This window comes from Streptomyces sp. A 4/2 (genome assembly GCF_940670765.1).
In the GTDB taxonomy this organism is placed as follows: Bacteria; Actinomycetota; Actinomycetes; order Streptomycetales; family Streptomycetaceae; genus Streptomyces.
In genome coordinates this window covers 106,708-129,359 of the sequence record NZ_CALNVW010000037.1, presented here as the reverse complement: position 1 = coordinate 129,359, position 22,652 = coordinate 106,708, and the positions used below count along the sequence as shown (strand labels likewise).

Genomic DNA, 22,652 nt, shown 5'->3' with positions numbered 1-22,652 from the left:
CCGCCGCGGCGAGGGCCGTCCCGGCCATCGGTGTTCACGTACCCGAGCAGGAACTCGCCGCGTAGAGGGCGACCGCGTCGTCGGACCCGACGGTGGCGGTGAACGTGCCGTCCGGGCCGACGGTGTACGTCGTCCCGCCGTGCTGGACGTCGCAGTAGGTGCCGCCCGGCAGCGAGGTGCTGAACGTCCGGGTCAGCGGGCCGCCCTCGTGGTTGATCGCGACGAAGCCCTTGCTGCCGCGGCCGAAGGCGATGGCGTTGCCGCCGTCGGACCACCAGTCGGTCACCGCGGTACCGGAGACCGCGTTGCGGAAGCCGACCATGTTCGCGATCTGCGGCCAGGCGTGCTGGCACTTCCAGCCGTCGCTGTAACAGGCGTTGACCGTACCGCCGTTGGGCGGGCCGGCGTCGTTGCTGGAGAACTCGTACCCGGAGTACACGTTCGGCGAGCCGTAGGGCCAGGCCAGCACGAAGACGTTGGCCAGGGTGTAGGTGGCGTTGTCCTTGTAGCTGAGCGTGGAGCCGTTGCGCTCGGTGTCCCAGTTGTCCACGAACGTACGGGACTTGTCGCTCGCGAGGTATCCGCTGCCCCAGGACTGGCCCCAGTTGCCGAGGGAGGACAGCTGCCCGCTGCTGAAGATCCGCTTGAGGTCGAAGGCGCCCTGGAAGGCGTCCACGTCGCCCGTCCCGGTGTACTCGCCCGGCTGGACGGCCTCGCCCGCGCCGTAGATGACCTCCTGCGCCCAGTAGATCCCGGGGTCGGAGAGCTTCGCCTTGATCGCGGCGAGGTCACCGGCCGCCATGTGCTTCGCCGCGTCGATCCGGAATCCGTCCACCCCGAGCGAGATGAGGTGGTTCAGGTAGCCGGCGATGGTGGTGCGGACGTAGTCGCTGCCGGTGTCCAGGTCGGCCAGGCCGACGAGTTCGCAGTTCTGGACGTTGTCGCGGTCGCCGTAGTTGCTGATGTCGGTGCGGCAGGAGTGGAAGTCCTGGTCCTGGTAGAAGCCGGGGTAGTCGTACTTGCTGTAGCCCGTGCCCCCGGTGCCCGTCCCCGAGCCGGCCGACATGTGGTTGATCACCGCGTCGGCGACGACCTTCACCCCGGCACCGTGGCAGGTGTTCACCATGTTCCGGAACGAGGTCTCGTCGCCGAGCCGCCCGGCGATGCGGTAACTGACCGGCTGGTACGAGGTCCACCACTGGTCGCCCTGGATGTGCTCGGACGCCGGTGAGACCTCGACGTACCCGTACCCGGCCGGGCCGAGGCTGTCGGTGCAGGCCTTGGCCACGGAGTCGTACTTCCACTCGAAGAGGGTGGCGGTGACGTCCTTGCTGCCGGGCGGGGTCGCCTGCGCGGACGGCTGGGCGGCGAAGGTGAGGCCGGTCGCCGCGAGCAGTACGGCCAGCCCGCTGCGTAGGGCACGGGATCTCATGAGCGGCTCCTGTGGTCGGGCCCCGCGTCCCGCGAGGCTGCGCCCGAGGAGCCTCCCGCCGTGGAGATGGACACGTCAAGATATCTGCAAGGGATTTCCTGAACCTTGCAGCAAGAAATTACAGCCGGTGGGACCGGGCCCCGCTCACGCGATCCAGTGCGGTCGACGGGCGGCGGACGAGGGCGGGATCCCGTCGGCGAGCGCGGCGGCCATCCTGCGCACGGCCTCGCGGCGTGCTCGCCGGACCTCGGCCTCGCGCTCACCCCCAGCACCTCGGACTGCGGCCCGGGTGCTGGGGCCCGTCTGATCCCTCTGATCCGCCTTACAGCACCGGCAGGTTCTTCCGCAGCTCGAACGCGGTGACCTCGCTGCGGTACTCCTCCCACTCCTGCTTCTTGTTCCGCAGGAAGAAGTCGAAGACGTGCTCACCGAGCGTCTCGGCGACCAGTTCGCTGCGCTCCATCAGTTCGATCGCCTCGCCCAGGTTCTGCGGCAGCGGCTCGATGCCCATCGCCCGGCGCTCCGAGTCGGACAGCGCCCAGACGTCGTCGTCGGCGCCGGGCGGGAGTTCGTAGCCCTCCTCGATGCCCTTGAGGCCGGCGGCGAGCAGCAGCGCGTACGTCAGGTACGGGTTGGCGCCGGAGTCGATGGAGCGGACCTCGACCCGGGCCGAGCCGGTCTTGCCCGGCTTGTACATGGGGACGCGGATCAGCGCGGAGCGGTTGTTGTGGCCCCAGCAGATGTACGAGGGGGCCTCGCCGCCCGCTCCCGCGCTGCGGGCCGAGCCGCCCCAGATGCGCTTGTAGGAGTTGACCCACTGGTTGGTCACCGCAGACACCTCGGCGGCGTGCTTCAGCAGGCCCGCGATGAAGGAGCGGCCGACCTTGGAGAGCTGGTACTCGGAGCCCGACTCGTAGAAGGCGTTGCGGTCGCCCTCGAAGAGGGAGAGGTGGGTGTGCATGCCCGAGCCGGGGTACTCGCTGAACGGCTTCGGCATGAAGGTGGCCTGGACGCCCTGCTCCAGCGCGACCTGCTTCATGACCAGGCGGAAGGTCATGATGTTGTCGGCGGTCGACAGCGCGTCCGCGTACCGCAGGTCGATCTCCTGCTGGCCCGGGGCGCCCTCGTGGTGGCTGAACTCGACCGAGATGCCCATCGATTCGAGCATGGTGATGGCCTGGCGGCGGAAGTCCATGCCGACGTTCTGCGGGGTGTGGTCGAAGTAGCCGGAGTTGTCGGCGGGGGTGGGGCGGGTCCCGTCGAGGGGCTTGTCCTTCAGGAGATAGAACTCGATCTCCGGGTGGGTGTAGAAGGTGAAGCCCAGGTCGGACGTCTTGGCGAGGATCCGCTTCAGTACGTAGCGGGGGTCGGCGAAGGAAGGGGAGCCGTCCGGCATCAGGATGTCGCAGAACATCCGGGCGGTGCCCGGGGCCTCCGCGCGCCAGGGCAGGATCTGGAAGGTACTGGGGTCGGGCTTGGCGATCATGTCGGACTCGTAGACCCGGGCGAAGCCCTCGATGGCGGAGCCGTCGAAGCCGATGCCCTCGTCGAAGGCCTGCTCCAGCTCGGCGGGGGCCACGGCGACCGACTTCAGGAAGCCGAGTACATCGGTGAACCACAGCCGCACGAAGCGGATGTCGCGCTCCTCCAGCGTCCGGAGCACAAATTCCTGCTGCTTGTCCATATGTACCGCCCTACCCATCCTTGCTGGTCAGCCACCTGCTCCCACGCCTCCGGAGACACCGGGGCTCATGAGCATCCCACCACACGATTTCCGGCATGTTGCGAACCTTCGTCCGAACATCTCACCCTGTTCAGGCGTACCGCGGACTCCATTGTGGGTCACGCCGAGGCGGTGAACGAGTCAGGGGCGCGGGCCTCCCCGGCGGGCCTCGCCGCCACCGGCGTTCCGGGGACCGCGGTCGCTCCGCAGCCGCGCACTGCCATGCCGTGCGCCCCACCACTACCATCTGCGCGAGGGGGCCCCGTAGCGCATCCGGCGGGCACGGCGGCCTTCCTGACCCGGCCCGTCTCCGCCCGTATCCAGAAGGACTGACCGATGGCTTCGACCGAGAGTCCGAAGAACGATCGCAGGGCCCGAATAGAGGAGATGCGCCGCGCCCAGAAATCACGTGAGCGCCGCATCCGCACCGTCGCGATCGTGGTGGCCGCGGTCGCCGTGGCGGGTCTGATCGGGTTCGGCACCTACGCCCTCAGTAACCGGTCCGACGACAAGGCCTCCACCGCCACCGCCGACAGCAAGTCGGACGCCGCGACGACCGCGGGGCCGATCAAGGGCGAGCGGGACTGGGACGTGAAGAAGCTGGGCCGTAAGCACGTCACCACGGCGGTCACGTACCCGATGAAGCCGCCGGTGGGCGGGGACCACGACCAGGTCTGGCTGAATTGCAACGGCAACGTCTACACCAAGGCGGTCCCCGACCGGAACGCCGTGCACGCGCTGGAGCACGGCTCCGTCTGGGTCACCTACACCGACAAGGCGCCCGCGGCCGATGTGAAGAAGCTCGGCGCCAAGGTCTCCACGACCCCCTACTCCCTGATGAGTCCGTACCCGGGCCAGGCCGGGGCGATCATGCTCAGCGCCTGGGGCAAGCAGCTGACGGTGAACGGCGCCGACGACCCGAGGGTGAACGAGTTCTTCACCAAGTACGTGCAGGGCCCGCAGACGCCGGAGCCCGGCGCGGCCTGCACGGGCGGGCTGGACGCACAGTGAGCCGGAGCACCCGGCTGCTGGCGGTCGCCGCCGTCGTCCTCGCGCTGCTCTGCGCGGCTGCGGCCACCATGGCGTTCACCACCGGCGGCCCGGACCCGTCCGCGGCCCGCGCGTCCGCCGTCCGCACGCCCACCGCCGACTCCGCGGACGCGGGGTTCGCCCGCGACATGTCGGTGCATCACCAGCAGGCCGTGGAGATGTCGTTCATCGTCCGGGACCGCACGGAGAACGCGGACGTGCGCCGTCTCGCGTACGACATCGCCAACACCCAGGCCAACCAGCGCGGGATGATGACGGGCTGGCTGAACCTCTGGGGGCTGCCGGTCACCGACGCGGCCAGGCTGCCGATGCAGTGGATGGGAATGGGCCAGGAGCCGTCCACCGACGGGGCGTTGATGCCGGGCATGGCGACCAGGGCGCAGCTCGACACCCTGCGCGGGCTGAGCGGCAAGCAGGCGGAGATCCGCTACCTCCAGCTGATGACGGCCCATCACCAGGGCGGCATCCACATGGCGGAGGGCTGTGTGCAGCTCTGCAAGGTCGGTACGGAGCGGAAGCTCGCCCAGGGAATGGTCGCCGCCCAGCAGTCGGAGGTGCAGCTCATGGCCGATCTGCTGAAGGAAAGGGGCGCTTCGGCAACATCGGGATCAACTGACCACTCATGACCCTTCCTTGGTCTCTTCTTGGTCATCGCATGCCCCTGGCATGAGCCGTTCATCGGGCAAGGTGTGGCGTACACGCGTACCTGCGACGAACCGCAACACAGGGGGTTCCATGAGATCCAGCCGCTCGAAGATACGCGCCGGTCTGAGCGTGGCAGCGACACTGCCGCTGCTCGCCGGCGCGTTGGCTCTGTCCGTACCCAGCGCCAACGCCGACTCCGGTCCGGGCAGTCGCCACACGCTCCAGGGCACCAGGCCCCAGTGGGCGAAGTCCTCGGCCGACCGCGGCGCCGCCGCCGGATCCGCCCAGGTGAACGCCCGGGTCTATCTGGCCGGCCGGGACGCGCAGGGCCTGACGGCGTACGCCCAGCAGGTGTCGGACCCGCAGTCCGCCTCGTACGGCAAGTACCTGACCGCGAAGCAGGCGCAGGCCCGCTTCGGCGCGACGCCGGAGCAGATCAAGCAGGTCACCGCCTGGCTGAAGTCCGCCGGGCTCACGGTCACCGGGTCGAACCAGCACTACGTCTCGGTCAGCGGCGACGTCAGCGCGGCCGAGAAGGCGTTCTCGACCAAGCTGCACAACTACCGCAAGGGCAACAAGACCTACCGGGCCCCGACGGCCGCGGCCTCCGCGCCCGCGTCGCTGGGCGGCGCCGTGCTGACGGTCGTCGGCCTCGACAACGCCCCGCACAAGGTCAAGCACGACGACACGCTGCCGCCGCCGGACGCGGTCTTCAAGAACGCCGGGCCGTTCTCGACGTACTTCGGCTCCAACGTCAACAAGAAGCTGCCGAGCGCCGGCGGGGTCCAGGCCCCGTACGCGATCAAGGGCTACACCGGCAAGCAGCTGCGCTCCGCCTACGGCGCGGGCGACAAGAACGGCAAGGGCGTCACGGTCGCCATCACCGACGCCTACGCCTCGCCGTACATCGCCGCCGACGCGAGCAAGTACGCGAAGAGCAACGGTGACGGCGCGTACGCCAAGGGCCAGCTCCAGCAGGTCCTGCCGGACGCCTACACGGACGTCGACGAGTGCGGCGCGGCGGGCTGGTACGGCGAGGAGACCCTCGACGTCGAGGCCGTGCACGCGGTGGCGCCCAAGGCCGACATCCGGTACGTCGGCGCCGCGTCCTGCAACGACGACGCGCTGCTCGACTCCCTGAACAAGATCGTCGACAGTCGGCTCGCCGACATCGTCTCCAACTCGTGGGGCGACATCGAGGCCAACGAGACCCCGGCCGTCGCAGCCGCGTACGACCAGGTCTTCCAGATGGGCGCGATCGAGGGCATCGGCTTCTACTTCTCCTCCGGTGACAACGGCGACGAGGTCGCGCACACCGGCACGAAGCAGGTCGACACCCCGGCCAACTCCGCCTGGGTCACCGCTGTCGGCGGTACCGCGCTGGCCGTGGGCAAGGGTGACAAGTACCAGTGGGAGACCGGCTGGGGCACGGTGAAGTCCAACCTCGCCGCCGACGGCAACAGCTGGGCCGGGTACCCGGGCGCCTACACGAGCGGCGCGGGCGGCGGCACCAGCAGGACCGTGGCGCAGCCGTACTACCAGCGCAACGTGGTGCCCAAGACCCTCTCGCGGGCCAACGGCGGCAACCCCATGCGCACGGTGCCGGACATCTCGGCGGTCGCCGACCCCAACACCGGCTTCCTGGTGGGCCAGACGCAGACCTTCCCCGACGGCTCGCAGCAGTACAGCGAGTACCGCATCGGCGGCACCTCGCTTGCGGCCCCGGTTCTCGCCGGTGTCCAGGCGCTGGCACAGCAGGCGCGGCACGGTGTCCCGATCGGCTTCGCGAACCCGTCGATCTACGACCGCTTCGGCTCGAAGGTCTACCACGACGTCACCGACCACCCGCTGGGCAAGAACCGTGACCTCGCGGTCGTCCGGGTGGACTTCGCGAACTCGATCGACGCGTCCGGTGGTCTGCTGACCTCGCTGCGCGGTCTGGGCGACGACGCCTCGCTGGAGGCGACGAAGGGCTACGACGTCGTCACCGGTGTCGGTTCGCCGGCCGCCGGTTACGTGAACTCGTACCGGCTGAAGTGACAAGCGGAAGCATCAAGCTGACGTAACCGCCCGGAGCAGTCACTCCTGCCTCTCGTGCGGACGCCACCCTGCCCCCTCCCGTATACCGGGCGGGGGTAGGGTGGCCGCATGACGGCGACCGGGCGGAGCACCAGGGGCGGACAGCTGTTGCTGTTCGCCGCTCTGCTGTTCGGGATCGTCATGATGCACACGGTGGGCCACCCGGCACAGGCCGGGGCGCCGATGACCGGGACGGTCATGGCCGGGGCCGGGATGCCCGAAGTCCGGGCGGACGGGGCCCGGATGCCTGAAGTCCGGATGCCCGAGGCCCACCCGGCGGCGGCTCCTGCGATGGCTCCGGCGGCGGCGCACCCGCCGACCGCACCGGTCCCGCACGCGGCGCCCGTGCGTGCACATCGGCAGCACACCGAACACGCCCCTCACCAGCCCCTGATGGACCCCATGTCGGTCTGTCTGGCCGTCCTGGTGGCCTGGGCCGCCGCGCTGTTGCTGCGCCACCCGGCGGGCCGTCCGGCCGCGGTGGCCGCCACCCCGCTGCTGCGGGCCCTGTGGCCGAACCCGCCGCCGCTCGCCCCTCCCCTCGGCAGACTGTCGGTCCTGCGCAGATAAGAGCGCACGAGCTGTAGACGCACCCCTTCACGCTCGTTCCACCGACTTTCCTCACGAGGTGCAGTTCAGTCATGCGCATTCACCACCCCTCACGCCGTTCCGTGCTCGGCGCGTCGCTCGCGGTCGCGGGCACCGGACTCCTGGCGGCGTGCTCGTCGTCGCCGGACGGCCACCACCATTCCGGCTCGGACTCCGGCTCCGGCTCGGACTCCGGCTCCGCTGCCGGGCGGAAGATCCGGCTCACCGCCGCGCGGGCCTCGCTCGACCTCGGCGGCGGCCGGACCGTCAGCTCCTGGGCGTACGGGGACCGGCTGCCCGGCAAGGAGATCCGCGCCACCGCGGGCGAGACCCTCGCCGTCACCGTCGCCAACCATCTGCCGCAGTCCACTTCGCTGCACTGGCACGGCATCGCCCTGCCCAACGCCATGGACGGCGTACCGGGACTGACCCAGCGGGCCGTCAAACCGGGCGCGGACTTCACGTACCGGTTCGCAGTTCCCGACCCGGGGACGTACTGGTTCCATCCGCACTCCGGCGTACAGCAGGACCGGGGGCTGTACGCCCCGCTGATCGTCGACGACCCCAGGGAGCCCCTCGCCTACGACAAGGAGTGGGTGGTGATCCTCGACGACTGGGTCGACGGGGTCGGCGGCTCGACACCGGACGCGGTACTGGCGGAGCTGCGGGGTGGCATGGGCCCGTCGCCCGAGAAGGACGGCCCGGACCACAGCAGTGGCAGCGGCAGCGGTCACGACGGCCACGACATGGGCGACATGGGCGGGATGGATGGCATGGACGGGATGGAGGGAATGGGAGGCAGGGCCGGCACGGCCACGGGCGCATCGCCCGGCCCCTCCCCGTCCGCCTCGCACCGCACGCCGTCCCGGATGCTCATGGGTGCCACCAGCCCCCTGCTCGGCGGCGACGCGGGCGATGTCGCGTATCCGTACTACCTGGTCAACGGCCGTACCGCGCAGGACCCTTCGGTCTTCACGGCCGAGCCCGGCGACCGCATCCGGCTGCGCATCATCAACGCCGGTGGTGACACCGCCTTCCGGATCGCACTCGGCGGCCACCGGCTGACGGTGACCCACACGGACGGCTACCCGGTCCGGCACACCACGACCGACGCGCTGCTGCTGGGCATGGGTGAGCGGTACGACGTCCTGGTCACCGCGGGCGACGGCGCGTTCCCGCTGACCGCGCTGGCCGAGGGCAAGGGCGCCGCGGCCCTCGCGGTGCTGCGCACCTCCGGCGGTGCGGCGCCCACCGCGTCCGTACGGCCGAAGGAGCTGTCCGGGAAGCTGGTCACCGCCGACCGGCTGGAGGCAGCCGAATCGGTGGCCCTGGCACACCGCACCCCCGACCGGACGGTGCGGCTGCGGCTGACCGGCGGGATGGCGGCGTACGACTGGGGCTTCGACGGCAAGCCGTACGCCCCGGACCGGCGGCACCCGGTCCGCAAGGGTGAGCGGGTGCGGCTGGTCTTCAGCAACCCCACCGGGATGTGGCACCCGCTGCATCTGCACGGGCACACCTTCGCGCTCACCACGCGGCCCGGCGGCGCCCGCAAGGACACCGCGATCGTGCTGCCGAAGGGCACGCTGAGCGTCGACTTCGACGCGGACAACCCGGGGCTGTGGATGATCCACTGCCACAACGTCTACCACGCGGAGGCGGGCATGATGACGGTGCTCGGCTACCAGGACTGACCCGTCCCGGGCACGGTCCACGGGTGCGGTCCACCGGCACCGTCCACGGGTGCGGTGGCCGCGGTACGGAAGCGTGCGCGGTACGGGCGAGTGACGTACCGCGCACGCTCCCGCCAGGACATCGCGTCAGAGAGACGAATACACTGGGCCCGTGCCTCAACTACGCCTCGCACTGAATCAGATCGACTCGACCGTCGGTGACCTCACCGGAAACGCCGAGGCGATCGTCCACTGGACCCGGCACTCCGTCGAGCAGGGCGCCCACCTGGTGGCGTTCCCCGAGATGGTGCTGACCGGCTACCCCGTCGAGGACCTCGCTCTGCGGTCGTCCTTCGTCGACGCGTCCCGGGCCGCGCTGCGCGCGCTCGCCACGCGGCTCGCCGGCGAGGGGTTCGGGGAGGTCCCCGTCGTCGTCGGCTACCTCGACCGCACCGAGCAGGCCCAGCCCCGCTACGGCCAGCCCGCGGGCGCGCCGCGCAACGCCGGGGCCGTGCTGCACCGCGGGGAGGTCGCACTGACCTTCTCCAAGCACCACCTGCCGAACTACGGCGTCTTCGACGAGTTCCGCTACTTCGTCCCCGGCGAGACCCTGCCGGTGATCCGGGTGCACGGCATCGACGTCGCGCTCGCCATCTGCGAGGACCTCTGGCAGGACGGCGGCCGGGTCCCGGCCACCCGGTCCGCCGGAGCCGGGCTGCTGCTCTCCATCAACGCGTCGCCGTACGAGCGGAACAAGGACGACCAGCGGCTGGAACTGGTCCGCAAGCGGGCCCAGGAGGCCGGCTGCACCACCGCGTACGTCGCGATGACCGGCGGCCAGGACGAGCTGGTCTTCGACGGCGACTCGATCGTCGTCGACAAGAACGGTGAAGTCGTCGCGCGCGCACCGCAGTTCACCGAGGGCTGTGTGGTCCTCGACCTGGAGCTGCCCGCCGCGGGTCCGGTCCCGGCCGGTGTGGTCGACGACGGACTGCGGGTCGAGCACGTCACCCTCTCCGCCGAACCGCTCCCGGCGTACGGGACCGATGTCGCGGGCGGTTACGCGGACCGGCTGGACGACGACGAGGAGCTGTACACCGCGCTGGTCGTCGGGCTGCGTGCGTACGCCGCGAAGAACGGCTTCGGCTCGGTCCTGATCGGGCTCTCCGGCGGGATCGACTCCGCGCTCGTCGCGGCCATCGCCTGCGACGCGCTCGGCGCGAAGAACGTGTACGGCGTCTCGATGCCGTCCAAGTACTCCTCGGACCACTCCCGGGGCGACGCGGCCGAACTGGCCCGCCGTACCGGGCTGAACTTCCGGACCGTGGAGATCGCGCCGATGTTCGACGCGTACATGGACTCGCTCTCCCTCACCGGTCTCGCCGAGGAGAACCTCCAGTCGCGGCTGCGCGGCACGACGCTGATGGCCATCTCCAACCAGGAGGGCCAGATCGTGCTCGCGCCGGGCAACAAGTCCGAGCTGGCGGTGGGCTATTCGACGCTCTACGGCGACTCGGTCGGCGCGTACGGGCCGATCAAGGACGTCTACAAGACGGCCATCTTCCGGCTCGCCGAGTGGCGCAACCGGGCGGCGGCCGAGCGGGGCCAGACCCCGCCGATCCCGGAGAACTCGATCTCCAAGCCGCCCAGCGCCGAGCTGAGGCCCGGCCAGGTCGACACGGACTCGCTGCCGGACTACGAGGTGCTCGACGCGATCCTGGCGATGTACGTCGACGCCGACCAGGGCCAGGACACCATCGTCGCGGCCGGGTTCGATCCGGAACTGGTGGCGAAGACACTGCGGATGGTGGACACCGCGGAGTACAAGCGCCGTCAGTACCCGCCGGGCACCAAGATCTCGGCGAAGGGCTTCGGCAAGGACCGGCGGCTGCCGATCACGAACCGCTGGCGCGAGACGAGCTGAGCGCACGTTCCGTACGGGGGCCTTCCGCGACCACGCGGGAGGCCCCCTTCGGCGTACCGCGGTCCAGCAGGCCCGCGGTCACCGCGACGGCCAGTCCGATCACGGCGAGCGCCGCGCCCACCAGGGTCGGTGACATCCAGCCCCAGCCCGCCGCGATGGCGACGCCGCCGAGCCAGGCACCGCCCGCGTTGGCGAGGTTGAAGGCGGAGTGGTTGGAGGCGGAGGCCAGCGTCGGCGCGGAACTGGCCTTCTTCATCACCAGCATCTGCAGCGGTGTCGTGGTCATGAAACCGACCGCGCCCAGGAGCACCACGCTGACCAGCGCGGCCCACTTCACATGGACCGTGAAGTCGAACGCGACCAGGACGACGGCGAGCGCGCCCAGCGAGCCGTACACCGTGGGGCGCAGCGCCCGGTCGCTCAGCGGCCCCGCGGCCAGCGCGCCCAGCGTCATCCCGATGCCGAAGAGGGCGAGCACCAGGGTCACCGAGGACTCGGAGAAACCCATGACCTCGGTGGTGATCGAGGCGAGGTAGCTGTAGACGGCGAAGACCCCGGCGAAGCCGAAGACCGCGGTGAGCAGCCCGAGGAGCACCTGGCGGTTGCCGAGGGCGCGTACCTCGTGGCGCAGGCCCTGTCCCGCGTCGACGGGGACGTACGGGACGAGCCGGGCCAGTGCGGCCAGCGCCACCAGCCCGATCACACCGACCACGACGAAGGTGGCGCGCCAGCCGAGGTGCTGCCCGAGCAGGGTCGCGGCGGGTACGCCGACGATGTTGGCGATGGTCAGGCCGAGGAACATGGTGGCGACGGCACGGCCGCGCCTGCCCTCCTCGACCAGGCCGGAGGCGACGACCGCGCCGACCCCGAAGAACGCGCCGTGCGGCAGCCCGGCGAGTACCCGCCCGGCCAGCAGCCAGCCGAAGCCGGGGGCGAGGGCGGAGGCGAGGTTGCCGACGGTGAACAGCCCCATCAGGAGCAGCAGCATCCGCTTGCGCGGGACGCGGGAGCCGAGGGCGGTGAGGAGCGGGGCGCCGATGACGACGCCGATCGCGTAGGCGGAGACGAGGTAGCCCGCCGTGGGCACCGAGGTGCCCAGGTCGTCCGCGACGTTGGGCAGCAGGCCCATCATCACGAATTCGGTCGTGCCGATGCCGAACGCGGAAATGGCCAGCGCGAGCAGGGCCAGGGGCATGAAAGGGGGCCTTCTCTTCCGTGGGGGCGGGGAACGGGAGTCCTCAGCTTAAGTTCTCCCACGGAACAAATTCTTTCAGCCGGGTTGTTCCGGCAGGTGAACGCCGCGTTACGTGACGCGTATCTCCCAGGCGCCCTCCCGCCGCCGCGCGGTCAGAGCTTCAGGCGTGCGGCGATCGGCAGATGGTCGCTGTCCGTCCTCGGCAGCGTCCACGAGGAGACCGGGTCGGCGCCCTTGACCATGATCTGGTCGATCCGGGCCATCGGGAACTTGGCCGGCCAGCTGAAACCGAAGCCGTTGCCCGCGGCGCCCTGGGCGGAGCGCATCTGCGCGGTGACGGCGTTCAGCGAGCGGTCGTTCATCGTGCCGTTGAGGTCGCCGAGCAGCACCACGTCGTGCAGCGGCTCCTTGGCGATGGCGTGCCCCAGCGCGTCGGCGCTCTCGTCGCGCTGGGAGGCGGTGAACCCGGCGTCGATCTTGACCCGTACCGACGGGAGGTGGGCGACGTAGACCGCGACCTTCCCCTTGGGCGTGGCCACCGTCGAGCGCAGGGCGCGCACCCAGCCGAGCCGGATGTCGACCGGCTTGGTGTCGCTCATCGGGTACTTGCTCCACAGCCCGACCGTCCCCTGCACCGAGTGGTACGGGTAGGTGGCCGCCAGAGCGCTCACGTACGTCGAGACCTTGCCCGCGGCCAGTTCCTCCAGCGCGACCACGTCCGCGCCGGACGCGGCGACCTTCTTCGCGGTGCCCACCGGGTCGGGGTTCTGCGCGTTGACGTTGTGCGTGGCGACCACCAGGTCACCGCCGGTGCCCGACTTGTCGGTGAGCTGGCCGCCGAAGGCGTTGAACCAGACGATCACGGGCAGCAGGAGGGCGATCAGCGCGGTGGCGGAGCGGCGCAGCACGGCGAGGACGAGCAGTACCGGGACGCCCAGACCGAGCCAGGGCAGGAAGGTCTCGGTGAGGCTGCCGAGGTTGCCGACGGTGTTGGGGAGCTGCCCGTGGAAAAGCAGGACCAGCGTGAGCAGGACGGCCAGGACGGCGATGACGATGCCCCGCCGCCAGACACCCGGGTCTCCCCGCCAGCGTCCACCGAACAGGCGCCGGGCACCGGATCCCGGGTGCTCGGGCTCCGAGCTGCCTTGATCCGTGTCCGTGAAGTGCGCCTGCGCCATACCGTTGTCCTCGCTGCCTTGCCGTACACACCGTCCCGACCTGACCCTAGGCGATGGAACGGCACTTTCTCTGCCGTGCGGACACGGCCGTACGGTGACAAGGACGTGGCGGACGGCCCCCGGGGTTCCGGTTGTGACGGAACGCGCAAACTTCAGCCGGTCGGCTTCGCGTCCCCGGCCGGCCCCGTGCTCCCGGGCGACCCCGCACTCCCGGCCGAGCCCGTGCCACCGGGCGGCCTCAGCCCTTCCAGCACGGCGTCCACGATGCGCTCGGCAAGATCGTCTTCCAGTTCTCCGTCCGGCCGCAGCACGGAGCGCAGCAGCATCGGCCCGACGAACAGGTCGTTGATGAGTTCGGCCGTCACGTCCGAGCGGATCTCCCCCGACTCGATCCCCCGGCTCACGATCTCCGCGCCCCTCCGCCGCCGGGCCTCGACCACCGTGTCGTGGTACGCCCTCCAGAGCGCCGGGTAGCCCTGCATCTCGGCGAAGACGTTGTACAGCAGGGCCGACGAACGCTTGGCGAGGCCGCGGCTGCGCAGCGATTCGAGCATCGCGATCAGGTCGTCGCGCACCGAGGTGCCCGGGAGCTCGGCGTCGACCGGCTCGATGTCCTTCAGCACATCGATGAAGAGCTCTTCCTTGCCCCTCCACCGGCGGTAGATGGTGGCCTTGCCGACACCCGCCGTACGGGCCACCCGCTCGATCGACACCTCGGCGAGCGGGGCGCCCTCCTCCAGCAGCTTCACCACGGCTTCGACGATCGACCGTTCGACCGCCTCGGAGCGGGGCCGGCCGCGCCGGTGCTCCGGTGGATGGTTCCGCTGTTCCGTCGGGGGCACACCCGCTCCGTCTCTCACCGCACCGCTCACCGCGTGCTGCTCGTCGTAGATCCTTGCCGGTCAGTCCCCGATTGTCGCTGATGCGGGCACGGCGTCGGCAGCGCCTTCGGTGGCGGTACCGGCCTTCGGCCTGCCCGGCAGGAAGAGCACCACCACGAGCGCGCCGAGCAGCGCGACACCGGCCGAGCCGAGGGCCGTCACCTGCATGGCGTGCAGGAAGGCGGTGTCCGCCTGGCTCGCGAGGTCCTTGCCCGCGGGTCCGAGCTTGGCCGCGATGCCCAGGGTCGCCTCGATCGACTCGCCCGCCGCCTTACGGGCGCCCGGCGGTACGGCGTCGAGGTGGTCCTCGATACGGCCGCGGTAGGCGGCGGAGAGCACGGAGCCCAGTACGGCGACGCCGAGGGCCCCGCCCACCTGCCGGAAGGTGTTGTTGATCGCCGAGCCGGAACCGGCCTTCTCCCGGGGCAGCGACTGCATGATCGAGACGGTGACCGGCGGCATGATGTGCGCCATCCCGGTGCCCATGACGAAGAAGACGACCTCCATCGCCCAGATGGGGGTGTCGGTCCCGAAGAACGCGAAGCAGCCGAGCCCGGCGGCCACCAGCACCATGCCGGCCGTGCAGACGGCGCGGGCGCCGAAGCGCTGGACGACGAGCCTGGCCCGCGGCGAGAAGATCATCTGGGCCGCGGCGAGCGGCAGCAGCAGCACGCCGGACTCCAGCGCGCTGTAGCCGCGGACGCTCTGCATGTAGAAGGCGGAGAAGAAGGTCACCCCCATCAGCGCGAAGAAGACCAGCGCGATGGCGGCGACGGCGGCGGAGAACGCCGGGTTCTTGAAGTACCTGACATCGATGGCCGGGTGGGCGCTGTGCTTCTCGTACACCACGAAGCCGATCAGCACCGCGAGGCCGCCGAGGGTCGTCAGCAGGACGGACGGCGCGGTGAAGTCGGCCAGTTCGCCGCCCCGGATGATGCCGTACACCAGCAGCACCAGACCGACGACGGAGAGCCCCACGCCCACCGGGTCGATGTGGCCGGGGTCGGGGTCCTTGGAGTCGGGGACCAGCAGCACCATGGCGATCAGGGCGACGATCACCACGGGGACGTTGACCAGGAAGACCGAGCCCCACCAGAAGTGTTCGAGGAGCACGCCGCCGGTGATCGGGCCGATGGCGATGGCCAGACCGACACCGCCCGCCCAGATCCCGATGGCCTTCGGCTGTTCGTCACGCTCGAAGACGTTCATCAGTACGGCGAGGGTGGCGGGCATCACGAAAGCCCCACCGAGGCCCATCACGGCCCGGAACGCGATGAGTTCGGCCGGTGAGGTGGAGACCGCCGCGAGCACCGAGCCGATACCGAAGACCGCGAGACCGAAGAGCAGGACCCGCTTGCGGCCGATCCGGTCGCCGAGCAGGCCCGCCGTGAAGAGCAGCCCGGCGAAGACCAGCGTGTAGGAGTTGATCGCCCATTCGAGCTGGCTCTGGGTGGCCCCGAGCCCGTCGGGCGCGGGGGCGGCGATCGTCTTGACCGCGACGTTGAGGATGGAGTTGTCGAGCACCACGATCAGCAGGCTCAGCATCAGCGCGGCCAGAATCGCCCAGCGGCGGCGGTGCACGGCTTCGGATATGCGGGGCGCGGCAGCCGGCCCCGTGGGATTGGTCATGTCGAACAGATTAGAACACTTTCGATACGGCACCGTCTCGTATCGTAAAGATTTTACCCGGAAGGTCCCGGAGGGAACCAGCTGCCCACTTCCGTGGGACAGCCGTGCGATGCGACCATGGATGCGGTCCAGGGACGCCGTCAGGGCGCCTTGAGATGACGAACAGGAGCGTTGCGATGACGCGCGCGTTGAACGACCCCCAGAACGATGCCCAGAGCCCGACCGCTCCCCGGCAGCAGTCCGACAGCAGCAAGGCGCTGTACGGCGGCAGGAGCAGCCGGCGCATCACCGTCCATGACATCTCCGGCGCCAAGGAGCGCGGCGAGAAGTGGCCCATGCTCACCGCGTACGACGCGATGACCGCCTCCGTCTTCGACGAGGCGGGCATCCCGGTGATGCTCGTCGGCGACTCGATGGGCAACTGTCACCTCGGCTACGAGACCACTGTCCCGGTCACCCTCGACGAGATAACGATGCTCTCCGCCGCGGTCGTACGGGGCACCTCGCGTGCCCTGATCGTCGGCGACCTGCCGTTCGGCACGTACCAGGAGGGCCCGGTCCAGGCGCTGCGCAGCGCCATGCGGCTGGTGAAGGACGCGGGTGTGGGCGCGGTGAAGCTGGAGGGCGGCGAGCGCTCCCACCAGCAGATCGAGCTCCTCGTGCAGTCCGGTATCCCCGTCATGGGGCACATCGGGCTCACCCCGCAGTCGGTCAACTCCATGGGCTACCGGGTCCAGGGCCGCGGCGAGGAGGCCGCCCAGCAGATGCTGCGCGACGCCAAGGCCGTCCAGGACGCGGGCGCGTTCGCGGTCGTACTCGAACTCGTCCCGGCGGAGCTGGCCGCCGAGGTCACCCGCATCCTGCACATCCCGACGGTCGGTATCGGCGCCGGGCCCGAGTGCGACGCACAGGTCCTCGTCTACACCGACATGGTCGGACTGACCGGCGGCAAGGTGCCGCGCTTCACCAAGCAGTACGCGGACCTGCGCCGGACCCTGGGTGACGCGGCGAGGGAGTTCGCCGACGAGGTCGTCGGCGGGACCTTCCCGCAGGAGGCGCACACCTTCCACTAGGGTTTGGCAGGGTGACGGACAGCACCTGACCCACTGCCGCACACACCGACAGCCCGCCGACATCCCCCATCGGCGGGCTGTCGGCACTCTGTCGGCGGATTGTCAGTGACGGCTGGTCTGATGTACGGCATGACGCGAATCGACAGGAACCCCGGTAACGGCGCCCAAGCCGTACAGGTGCGGGGTCTGGTCAAGCACTACGGCGAGACCAAAGCTCTGGACGGCGTGGACCTCGATGTCCGCGAAGGCACCGTGCTCGGTGTGCTCGGCCCCAACGGCGCGGGGAAGACCACGCTCGTGCGGGTGCTCTCCACCCTGCTCCAGCCCGACTCGGGCAGCGCCACGGTGGCCGGGTACGACGTACTGACCCAGCCCCGGCAGCTGCGCCGGGTGATCGGCCTGACCGGGCAGTACGCCTCGGTCGACGAGAAGCTCTCCGGCTGGGAGAACCTCTACATGATCGGCAGGCTGCTCGACCTGTCCCGCAAGGACGCCAGGCACCGCGCGGACGAGCTGCTGGAGCGGTTCTCGCTGACCGAGGCGTCCAAGAAGGCCGCGATGCACTACTCGGGCGGGATGCGCCGCAGGCTCGACCTGGCCGCTTCGATGATCGGCAGCCCGTCGGTGCTCTTCCTCGACGAGCCGACGACCGGCCTCGACCCCCGTACCCGCAACGAGGTCTGGGACGAGGTGCAGCGGATGGTCGCGGAGGGGGCGACCGTGCTCATCACCACCCAGTACATGGAGGAGGCCGAGCAGCTCGCCAACGAGCTGACGGTCATCGACAAGGGCAGGGTCATCGCCAACGGCAAGGTGAACGAGCTGAAGGCCAAGGTGGGCGGGCGCACCCTGCAGATCCAGCCGAGCGACCCCGGACAGCTGCCCGCCATGGCACGCGCCCTGGCCGAGGCCGGCCTCGACGGTGTCGCCGGATCCCAGGCGGTGCCCGACGAGGGCCTGCTCAACGTGCCGATCCTCAGCGACGAGCAACTGACCGCGGTGGTCGGCCTGCTGGCCTCGCGCGGCTTCGGCATCACCAACATCGGTACCCATCTGCCCAGCCTGGACGAGGTGTTCCTGGCCATCACCGGCCAGAAACCGACGGACACGCAGGACGAGACGAACACGCTGAACCAGGAGGTCACGGTATGAGCACGGCAACGATCGAGAAGCCGGCGCCCGTCACCACGGCCGCGGCGAACTCCGAGGGCCGGATCGGGCTGCGGGGCAATCTCCGGCACATCGGAGCGCTGGCGCGGCGCAACGCGCTGCAGATCAAGGCGGACCCGGAGTCGATGTTCGACGTCCTGCTGATGCCGATCATCTTCACCCTGCTGTTCGTGTTCGTCTTCGGCGGCGCCATCTCGGGCAAGGGCCACCAGACGCAGTACGTCGACTACGTCGTTCCCGGGCTGATGGCGATGATGGGCATGAACATCGCCATGGCCGTCGGCACCGGCGTCAACGACGACTTCAAGAAGGGGGTGATGGACCGGTTCCGCAGTATGCCCATCGCCCGGTCGTCCGTCCTCATCGCGAAGATCGTCGTGGAGATCGGCCGGATGCTGGTCGCCATCACGATCCTGCTGACCGTTGGCTTCATCCTGGGTCTCACCATCCACACCTCGGTGCTCTCGCTCTTCGCGGCGATCGGCCTCTCGCTGGTGTTCGGCGCCTCGCTGATGTGGATCTTCATCCTGCTCGGACTGACTTTGAAGACGGCGCAAGCCGTTCAGGGGATGGCCATGCTGGTCCTGATGCCGCTGCAGTTCGGTTCGTCGATCTTCGCCCCGCCCACCACGATGCCCGGCTGGCTCCAGGCGTTCACCGACTACAACCCGCTCTCCAACCTCGCGGACGCGGCGCGGAACCTGGTGAACGGCGGACCGGTCGCCCACTCCGTGCTGATGACGCTCGGCTGGTCGGTGGCGATCACCGCGATCACCGCGCCGCTGGCGATCCGGAAGTTCCGCAAGAAGACCTGACGGTCACGGCACGGTTCCGGGTTACTCCCCGCGTCGCTCCACCAGGGCGGTGGCCTCCTCGATCGTGAGGCCGCCGCCCTCGGCGTACGCGGTGTCGAAACCCGCGTCCCCCAGGGCGGCGCGGGCCAGCGCCTCGGCCCGCTCCCGGTTCGCGCGCTCCAGGGGCGTCAGGAAGTGACCGGCCGGCAGCTGCGCGTCTGCCACCGCGAGCAGTTGCACGGCCTCCCGGGCCCGGTCGGGTTCACCGGGGCCGGTCAACGCCCAGGCGTAGGTCGCCAGATGGGCGGCGGCCATCTGCGGGGCCACCATCTGCGACAACGGGTCGCGGGTCCGCAGGTACGCCTCACGCGCCTTGCCGAGGGCTTCGTCGTACAGTCCCACCTCGTTGTCCAGCCAGGCGATGAGGCCGAGCACGAACCCTTCGAAGACGACCAGCGCTCCCGAACTGAACCGCTCCATCAGCAGGTCGAGTTCGGCCCGTGCCTCGTCGATCCGGCCGGTGCGGCCCAGCCACATCGCGATGTACATGCGGGCCAGCGGCCAGACCTCGTGGCCCGCGCCCGGCTGGCTGTCCTCTTCCAGGATCGACCGCAGGAGCACCTCGCCCTCCTCGCCCCGGCCGGACTCCACGAGGGTGCCGGCGTACCTCGCCCGCAACACCAACACCTGCCCCTGGGCTCCGAGTTGCTCGGCGTACACCAACGCGCTGTGGTAGTCCTCGCCCGCGCGCCGGAAGTCGCCCTGCCGCTCGCGTGCCTCTCCGCGCGCCGAGAGCGCTTCGGCCGCACCCCACATGTCGCCGATCCGCGTGAAGATCATCAGCGACTCGTCGGCATCCTGGGTGGCGTCGCCCGCCCAGTCGCTCCGGTTGGCCAGGATGTTGGCCCGCATCTGGAGCGCCATGGCCAGCTCCCAGACGTAGCCGTAGTCCCGGCAGGCCCGGACGGTCTCGTCGAGGACGGCCTTCAGCCGCTCCGCGTCACCGGCGACCACGATCGCGAAGAACCAGAGCGAACCGGGCAGCCGGCAGGTCTGCGGCAGTCCGGGCCGGTAGGCCTGCGCGACCCGGCTCAGCCGGTCGACGCTCTCCGGTGTGGTCCAGTCGTCGAACTCCTGGTCCGCCGTGGTGAGGTGGATCAGCCGTACGCCGCGCCGTGCCTCTTCGAGGAGCTCGGGCCCCATGGGCGGTGGCGCGTCGGTGCACCGCTCGTGCAGCGGCGGCGCCTGGGCGACCGGGGCCTCGAACGGGTCGGGGCCGAGTGCGGCGGTCACCTCCGACCAGTGCCTGGCATCGGCCCGCAGATCGCGCATCTGCCAGAACCAGGCCAGGGCGTGCACCAGGACCAGCGCCTCGTGTTCCGCACGGGTGGCAACGGCGCGGCGCAGCGCGGTGCGCAGGTTCTCGTACTCGCGCTCCAGCAGGTCGATCGCCGCCCGCTGCCCGGGACCGCGCAGCCGGGCGTCGGCCAGCCGGGCCAACTCGCGGTAGTGGACGAGGTGCCGGTGCTCGGCCTCGGCGCGGTCACCGGCCTCGTCGAGCCGCTCGGCCGCGTACTCCCCCACGGTCTCCAGGAGGCGGTAGCGCATCTCGCCCTCGGCCGTGGGGGCGGCGACCACCAGGGACTTGTCGACCAGCGAACCCAGCCGGTCGAGCGCCTCGGGGCCGCAGACCTCCTCGGTGGCCGCGAGGCCGCAGCCACCGGCGAAGACGGAGAGCCTGCGCAGGACGGTGCGCTCCCCCTCGTCCAGCAGATCCCAGGACCAGTCGACGACCGCGCGCAGTGTCTGCTGGCGCGGCAGGATGGTCCGGGCGCCGCCGGTGAGCAGCCGGAAGCGGTCGTCGAGGCGGTCGGCGATCTGCCGCGGGGTGAGCATCCGCAGCCGGGCCGCGGCGAGTTCGATGGCGAGCGGCAGTCCGTCGAGGCGGCGGCAGATCTCGGCAGCGGCTGCCGGGTCGTCGTCGACGCGGAAGCCGGGGCGGGCGGCGGCGCCGCGCTCGGCCAACAGCCGCAGGGCGGACGGCTGGGGCAGTGGCTCCAGCGGGCGTACGACTTCGCCGGGCACCCCGAGCGGCTCCCGGCTGGTCGCCAGGATGGTCAACTCGGGGCAGTGTGCGAGGAGTTCGTCGGCGAGCTCGGCAGCGGCCCCGATCACGTGCTCGCAGTTGTCGAGCAGCAGCAGCATCCGGCGGCGGGAGCAGTGCTCGGCCAGCCGGGCGAGCGGGTCGTCGGACTGCCGTTCGACGGCCCGTATCTCCTCGGCGCCCGCACCGCGCAGCACCGTCTGGCGGGCGCCGAGTGCGGTGAGTACGGCCTCCGGGACGGTCTCCGGGTCGTCCACCGGAGCCAGCTCGGCCAGCCACACCCCGTCGGGCCAGGTCCCGGCAGCGGCCTCGGCGGCCTCCTGCGACAGCCGGGTCTTCCCGGCCCCGCCGGGGCCGAGGAGCGTCACCAGCCGGGCCCGCCCGAGGTCGCCTCGGAGGGCGTCGATGTCGCTCTCGCGGCCGACGAAACTGGTGAGCCGGGCACGGAGGTTACCGGGGGGCCGTACGCCGACGGCCGGGGAGGCGGGCGCGTCCCCGCCGGGTCCGGACCGCTGCCGGACGGACTGCTGCCCGGCGGTCGGGTGCTGGACGGTCGGCGGCTGAGCGGTCGAGGCTTGAGCGGTCGAGGTCCGGGCAGTCAGGTCCGGGGACGTCCGGTGGGCGGCCGGGTGTGGGGCGGCCGGGTGTGGGGCGGCCGGCTGCGGCGCGAGCAATTCCGCGTGCAGCGACCGCAGTTCGGGCCCCGGATCGGCGCCGAGCCGGTCGGCGAGGTCACGCCGTACCTCCTCGTACGCGGCGAGCGCCTGCGCGGCCCGCCCGGCGTCCCGCAGCGCCCGGATCCGCAGCGCCTGCAAGGGTTCGTCGATCGGATGGCCGCCGCAGAGCGCGGCCAGCTCGGGCAGCGTCTCCTCGGCCCGCCCCAGCGCCAGCGCCGCGGTCAACGCGACCCGGCGGGCGTCCAGGTGCCGGGCCTCCCAGCGGGCCGCCTCGGCCGTGCGGTCCGGGAGGTCGGCGAGGACCGCGCCCCGCCACAGCGCCAGCGCGTCCGCCAGCAGGCCCGCGGCCTTCGCCGGGTCGCCCTCGTCCAGTGCTCTGGCGCCCTCCCCCGCGAGCCGGTCGAAGCGGTACAGGTCGACGTCGTCGGCCTCGGCGCAGAGCCGGTAGCCGCCGTCCACCGAGGCGACGGCGGAGTGCCCGAGGGTGCGCCGCAGCCGGGCGACGAGCGCCTGGAGCGCGCCGCTGGCATCGGCGGGCGGCTCATCGCCCCACACCTCGTCGACGAGGACGCCGGAGGGCACGGTCCGGCCGACGCGCAGCGCCAGTACGGTGAGGAGCGCACGCAGCCGCGCCCCGCCGAGGGTGACGGCCGTGCCGTCGTCGCGGAGCGCCTGGGTGGTGGTGAGGATCCGATAGCGCACGTGCCCATTCTCCGTTACGTCGCCCACGGCAGCCCGCCCGGTCTCTCCGGCCCGGCACCGCTCCCGGCATCCGGCCCGGCCGTATCGCCGGTCCCGCCGTCCTGGTACCGGTTCTGCCACACAGTCATGGGCCTA

The 22,652-nt window shown here is 70.8% G+C and carries 16 protein-coding genes; 9 read left to right on the top strand and 7 right to left on the bottom strand.

What is annotated here, in order from left to right; all coding sequences use genetic code 11:
• Positions 1–34 precede the first annotated feature (34 nt).
• Together NBY69_RS27535 and NBY69_RS27530 are read right to left on the bottom strand one after the other, a co-directional pair.
• Positions 35–1,432: an alpha-amylase family protein gene (locus NBY69_RS27535; protein WP_250304459.1), complete on the bottom strand. Its 1,398-nt coding sequence runs from the start codon at positions 1,430–1,432 to the stop codon at positions 35–37.
• Between the two features lie 322 nt (positions 1,433–1,754).
• Positions 1,755–3,116 carry a glutamine synthetase family protein gene (locus tag NBY69_RS27530; RefSeq protein ID WP_250304457.1) on the bottom strand — a complete coding sequence of 454 codons (1,362 nt, stop codon included), beginning with the start codon at positions 3,114–3,116 and terminating at the stop codon, positions 1,755–1,757.
• Positions 3,117–3,491: 375 nt separating this feature from the next.
• Between NBY69_RS27530 and NBY69_RS27525 the strand changes: the two genes are divergently transcribed.
• From NBY69_RS27525 to NBY69_RS27500, 6 genes are all read left to right on the top strand, one after another.
• Entirely contained in the window at positions 3,492–4,166 is a 675-nt protein-coding gene (locus tag NBY69_RS27525; RefSeq protein ID WP_250304456.1) for a DUF3105 domain-containing protein, read from the top strand.
• Positions 4,167–4,234: 68 nt separating this feature from the next.
• The gene (locus tag NBY69_RS27520; protein ID WP_250304637.1) at positions 4,235–4,831 is read left to right on the top strand and encodes a DUF305 domain-containing protein; all 597 of its coding nucleotides are present in this window, start codon (positions 4,235–4,237) and stop codon (positions 4,829–4,831) included.
• Positions 4,832–4,940: 109 nt separating this feature from the next.
• Positions 4,941–6,890, top strand: a complete 1,950-nt coding sequence (locus NBY69_RS27515) for a protease pro-enzyme activation domain-containing protein (protein ID WP_250304453.1) — start codon at positions 4,941–4,943, stop codon at positions 6,888–6,890.
• Between the two features lie 108 nt (positions 6,891–6,998).
• Positions 6,999–7,499 carry a hypothetical protein gene (locus NBY69_RS27510; RefSeq protein ID WP_250304451.1) on the top strand — a complete coding sequence of 167 codons (501 nt, stop codon included), beginning with the start codon at positions 6,999–7,001 and terminating at the stop codon, positions 7,497–7,499.
• A 71-nt stretch (positions 7,500–7,570) separates the two neighbouring features.
• Positions 7,571–9,211 carry a multicopper oxidase family protein gene (locus NBY69_RS27505; RefSeq protein ID WP_250304449.1) on the top strand — a complete coding sequence of 547 codons (1,641 nt, stop codon included), beginning with the start codon at positions 7,571–7,573 and terminating at the stop codon, positions 9,209–9,211.
• A gap of 151 nt (positions 9,212–9,362) precedes the next feature.
• A complete protein-coding gene (locus NBY69_RS27500) occupies positions 9,363–11,114 on the top strand; it encodes an NAD+ synthase (protein ID WP_250304448.1) in 1,752 nt (583 codons plus the stop codon).
• On the opposite strand, the gene NBY69_RS27495 is transcribed toward NBY69_RS27500, so the two are convergent.
• From NBY69_RS27495 to NBY69_RS27480, 4 genes are all read right to left on the bottom strand, one after another.
• Positions 11,086–12,309 (bottom strand): MFS transporter, encoded by a 1,224-nt coding sequence (locus NBY69_RS27495; RefSeq protein WP_250304446.1) that lies wholly within the window; start codon positions 12,307–12,309, stop codon positions 11,086–11,088. The two genes, NBY69_RS27500 and NBY69_RS27495, sit on opposite strands and share 29 nt — an antisense overlap.
• Before the next feature lie 152 nt (positions 12,310–12,461).
• Positions 12,462–13,487: an endonuclease/exonuclease/phosphatase family protein gene (locus NBY69_RS27490; RefSeq protein WP_250304443.1), complete on the bottom strand. Its 1,026-nt coding sequence runs from the start codon at positions 13,485–13,487 to the stop codon at positions 12,462–12,464.
• Between the two features lie 152 nt (positions 13,488–13,639).
• The gene (locus tag NBY69_RS27485) at positions 13,640–14,329 is read right to left on the bottom strand and encodes a TetR/AcrR family transcriptional regulator (RefSeq protein ID WP_250304441.1); all 690 of its coding nucleotides are present in this window, start codon (positions 14,327–14,329) and stop codon (positions 13,640–13,642) included.
• A 60-nt stretch (positions 14,330–14,389) separates the two neighbouring features.
• Positions 14,390–15,997 carry an MFS transporter gene (locus NBY69_RS27480; protein ID WP_250304439.1) on the bottom strand — a complete coding sequence of 536 codons (1,608 nt, stop codon included), beginning with the start codon at positions 15,995–15,997 and terminating at the stop codon, positions 14,390–14,392.
• A 176-nt stretch (positions 15,998–16,173) separates the two neighbouring features.
• Here NBY69_RS27480 and panB point away from each other — a divergent pair, with 176 nt between their 5' ends.
• The 3 genes from panB to NBY69_RS27465 all read left to right on the top strand — a co-directional run bounded on the left by panB (position 16,174) and on the right by NBY69_RS27465 (position 19,055).
• Positions 16,174–17,070: a 3-methyl-2-oxobutanoate hydroxymethyltransferase gene (gene panB, locus NBY69_RS27475; RefSeq protein ID WP_250304437.1), complete on the top strand. Its 897-nt coding sequence runs from the start codon at positions 16,174–16,176 to the stop codon at positions 17,068–17,070.
• Positions 17,071–17,190: 120 nt separating this feature from the next.
• Entirely contained in the window at positions 17,191–18,222 is a 1,032-nt protein-coding gene (locus tag NBY69_RS27470) for an ATP-binding cassette domain-containing protein (RefSeq protein WP_250304635.1), read from the top strand.
• Positions 18,219–19,055 carry an ABC transporter permease gene (locus tag NBY69_RS27465; RefSeq protein WP_250304436.1) on the top strand — a complete coding sequence of 279 codons (837 nt, stop codon included), beginning with the start codon at positions 18,219–18,221 and terminating at the stop codon, positions 19,053–19,055. Before NBY69_RS27470 ends, NBY69_RS27465 begins: the two co-directional genes overlap by 4 nt.
• Positions 19,056–19,076: 21 nt before the next feature.
• On the opposite strand, the gene NBY69_RS27460 is transcribed toward NBY69_RS27465, so the two are convergent.
• Complete coding sequence (locus NBY69_RS27460; RefSeq protein ID WP_250304434.1) at positions 19,077–22,517, bottom strand: BTAD domain-containing putative transcriptional regulator; 3,441 nt, start codon at positions 22,515–22,517, stop codon at positions 19,077–19,079.
• Between the last annotated feature and the right edge of the window lie 135 nt (positions 22,518–22,652).

Coding starts and splice junctions, on each gene's coding strand:
- NBY69_RS27480 (WP_250304439.1), bottom strand. CDS start 15,997: ATGACCAATCCCACGGGGCCGGCTGCCGCGCCCCGCATATCCGAAGCC.
- NBY69_RS27520 (WP_250304637.1), top strand. CDS start 4,235: ATGGCGTTCACCACCGGCGGCCCGGACCCGTCCGCGGCCCGCGCGTCC.
- NBY69_RS27490 (WP_250304443.1), bottom strand. CDS start 13,487: ATGGCGCAGGCGCACTTCACGGACACGGATCAAGGCAGCTCGGAGCCC.
- NBY69_RS27465 (WP_250304436.1), top strand. CDS start 18,219: ATGAGCACGGCAACGATCGAGAAGCCGGCGCCCGTCACCACGGCCGCG.
- NBY69_RS27505 (WP_250304449.1), top strand. CDS start 7,571: ATGCGCATTCACCACCCCTCACGCCGTTCCGTGCTCGGCGCGTCGCTC.
- NBY69_RS27495 (WP_250304446.1), bottom strand. CDS start 12,309: ATGCCCCTGGCCCTGCTCGCGCTGGCCATTTCCGCGTTCGGCATCGGC.
- NBY69_RS27510 (WP_250304451.1), top strand. CDS start 6,999: ATGACGGCGACCGGGCGGAGCACCAGGGGCGGACAGCTGTTGCTGTTC.
- NBY69_RS27525 (WP_250304456.1), top strand. CDS start 3,492: ATGGCTTCGACCGAGAGTCCGAAGAACGATCGCAGGGCCCGAATAGAG.
- NBY69_RS27535 (WP_250304459.1), bottom strand. CDS start 1,432: ATGAGATCCCGTGCCCTACGCAGCGGGCTGGCCGTACTGCTCGCGGCG.
- NBY69_RS27470 (WP_250304635.1), top strand. CDS start 17,191: ATGTACGGCATGACGCGAATCGACAGGAACCCCGGTAACGGCGCCCAA.
- NBY69_RS27530 (WP_250304457.1), bottom strand. CDS start 3,116: ATGGACAAGCAGCAGGAATTTGTGCTCCGGACGCTGGAGGAGCGCGAC.
- NBY69_RS27515 (WP_250304453.1), top strand. CDS start 4,941: ATGAGATCCAGCCGCTCGAAGATACGCGCCGGTCTGAGCGTGGCAGCG.
- panB (WP_250304437.1), top strand. CDS start 16,174: ATGACGCGCGCGTTGAACGACCCCCAGAACGATGCCCAGAGCCCGACC.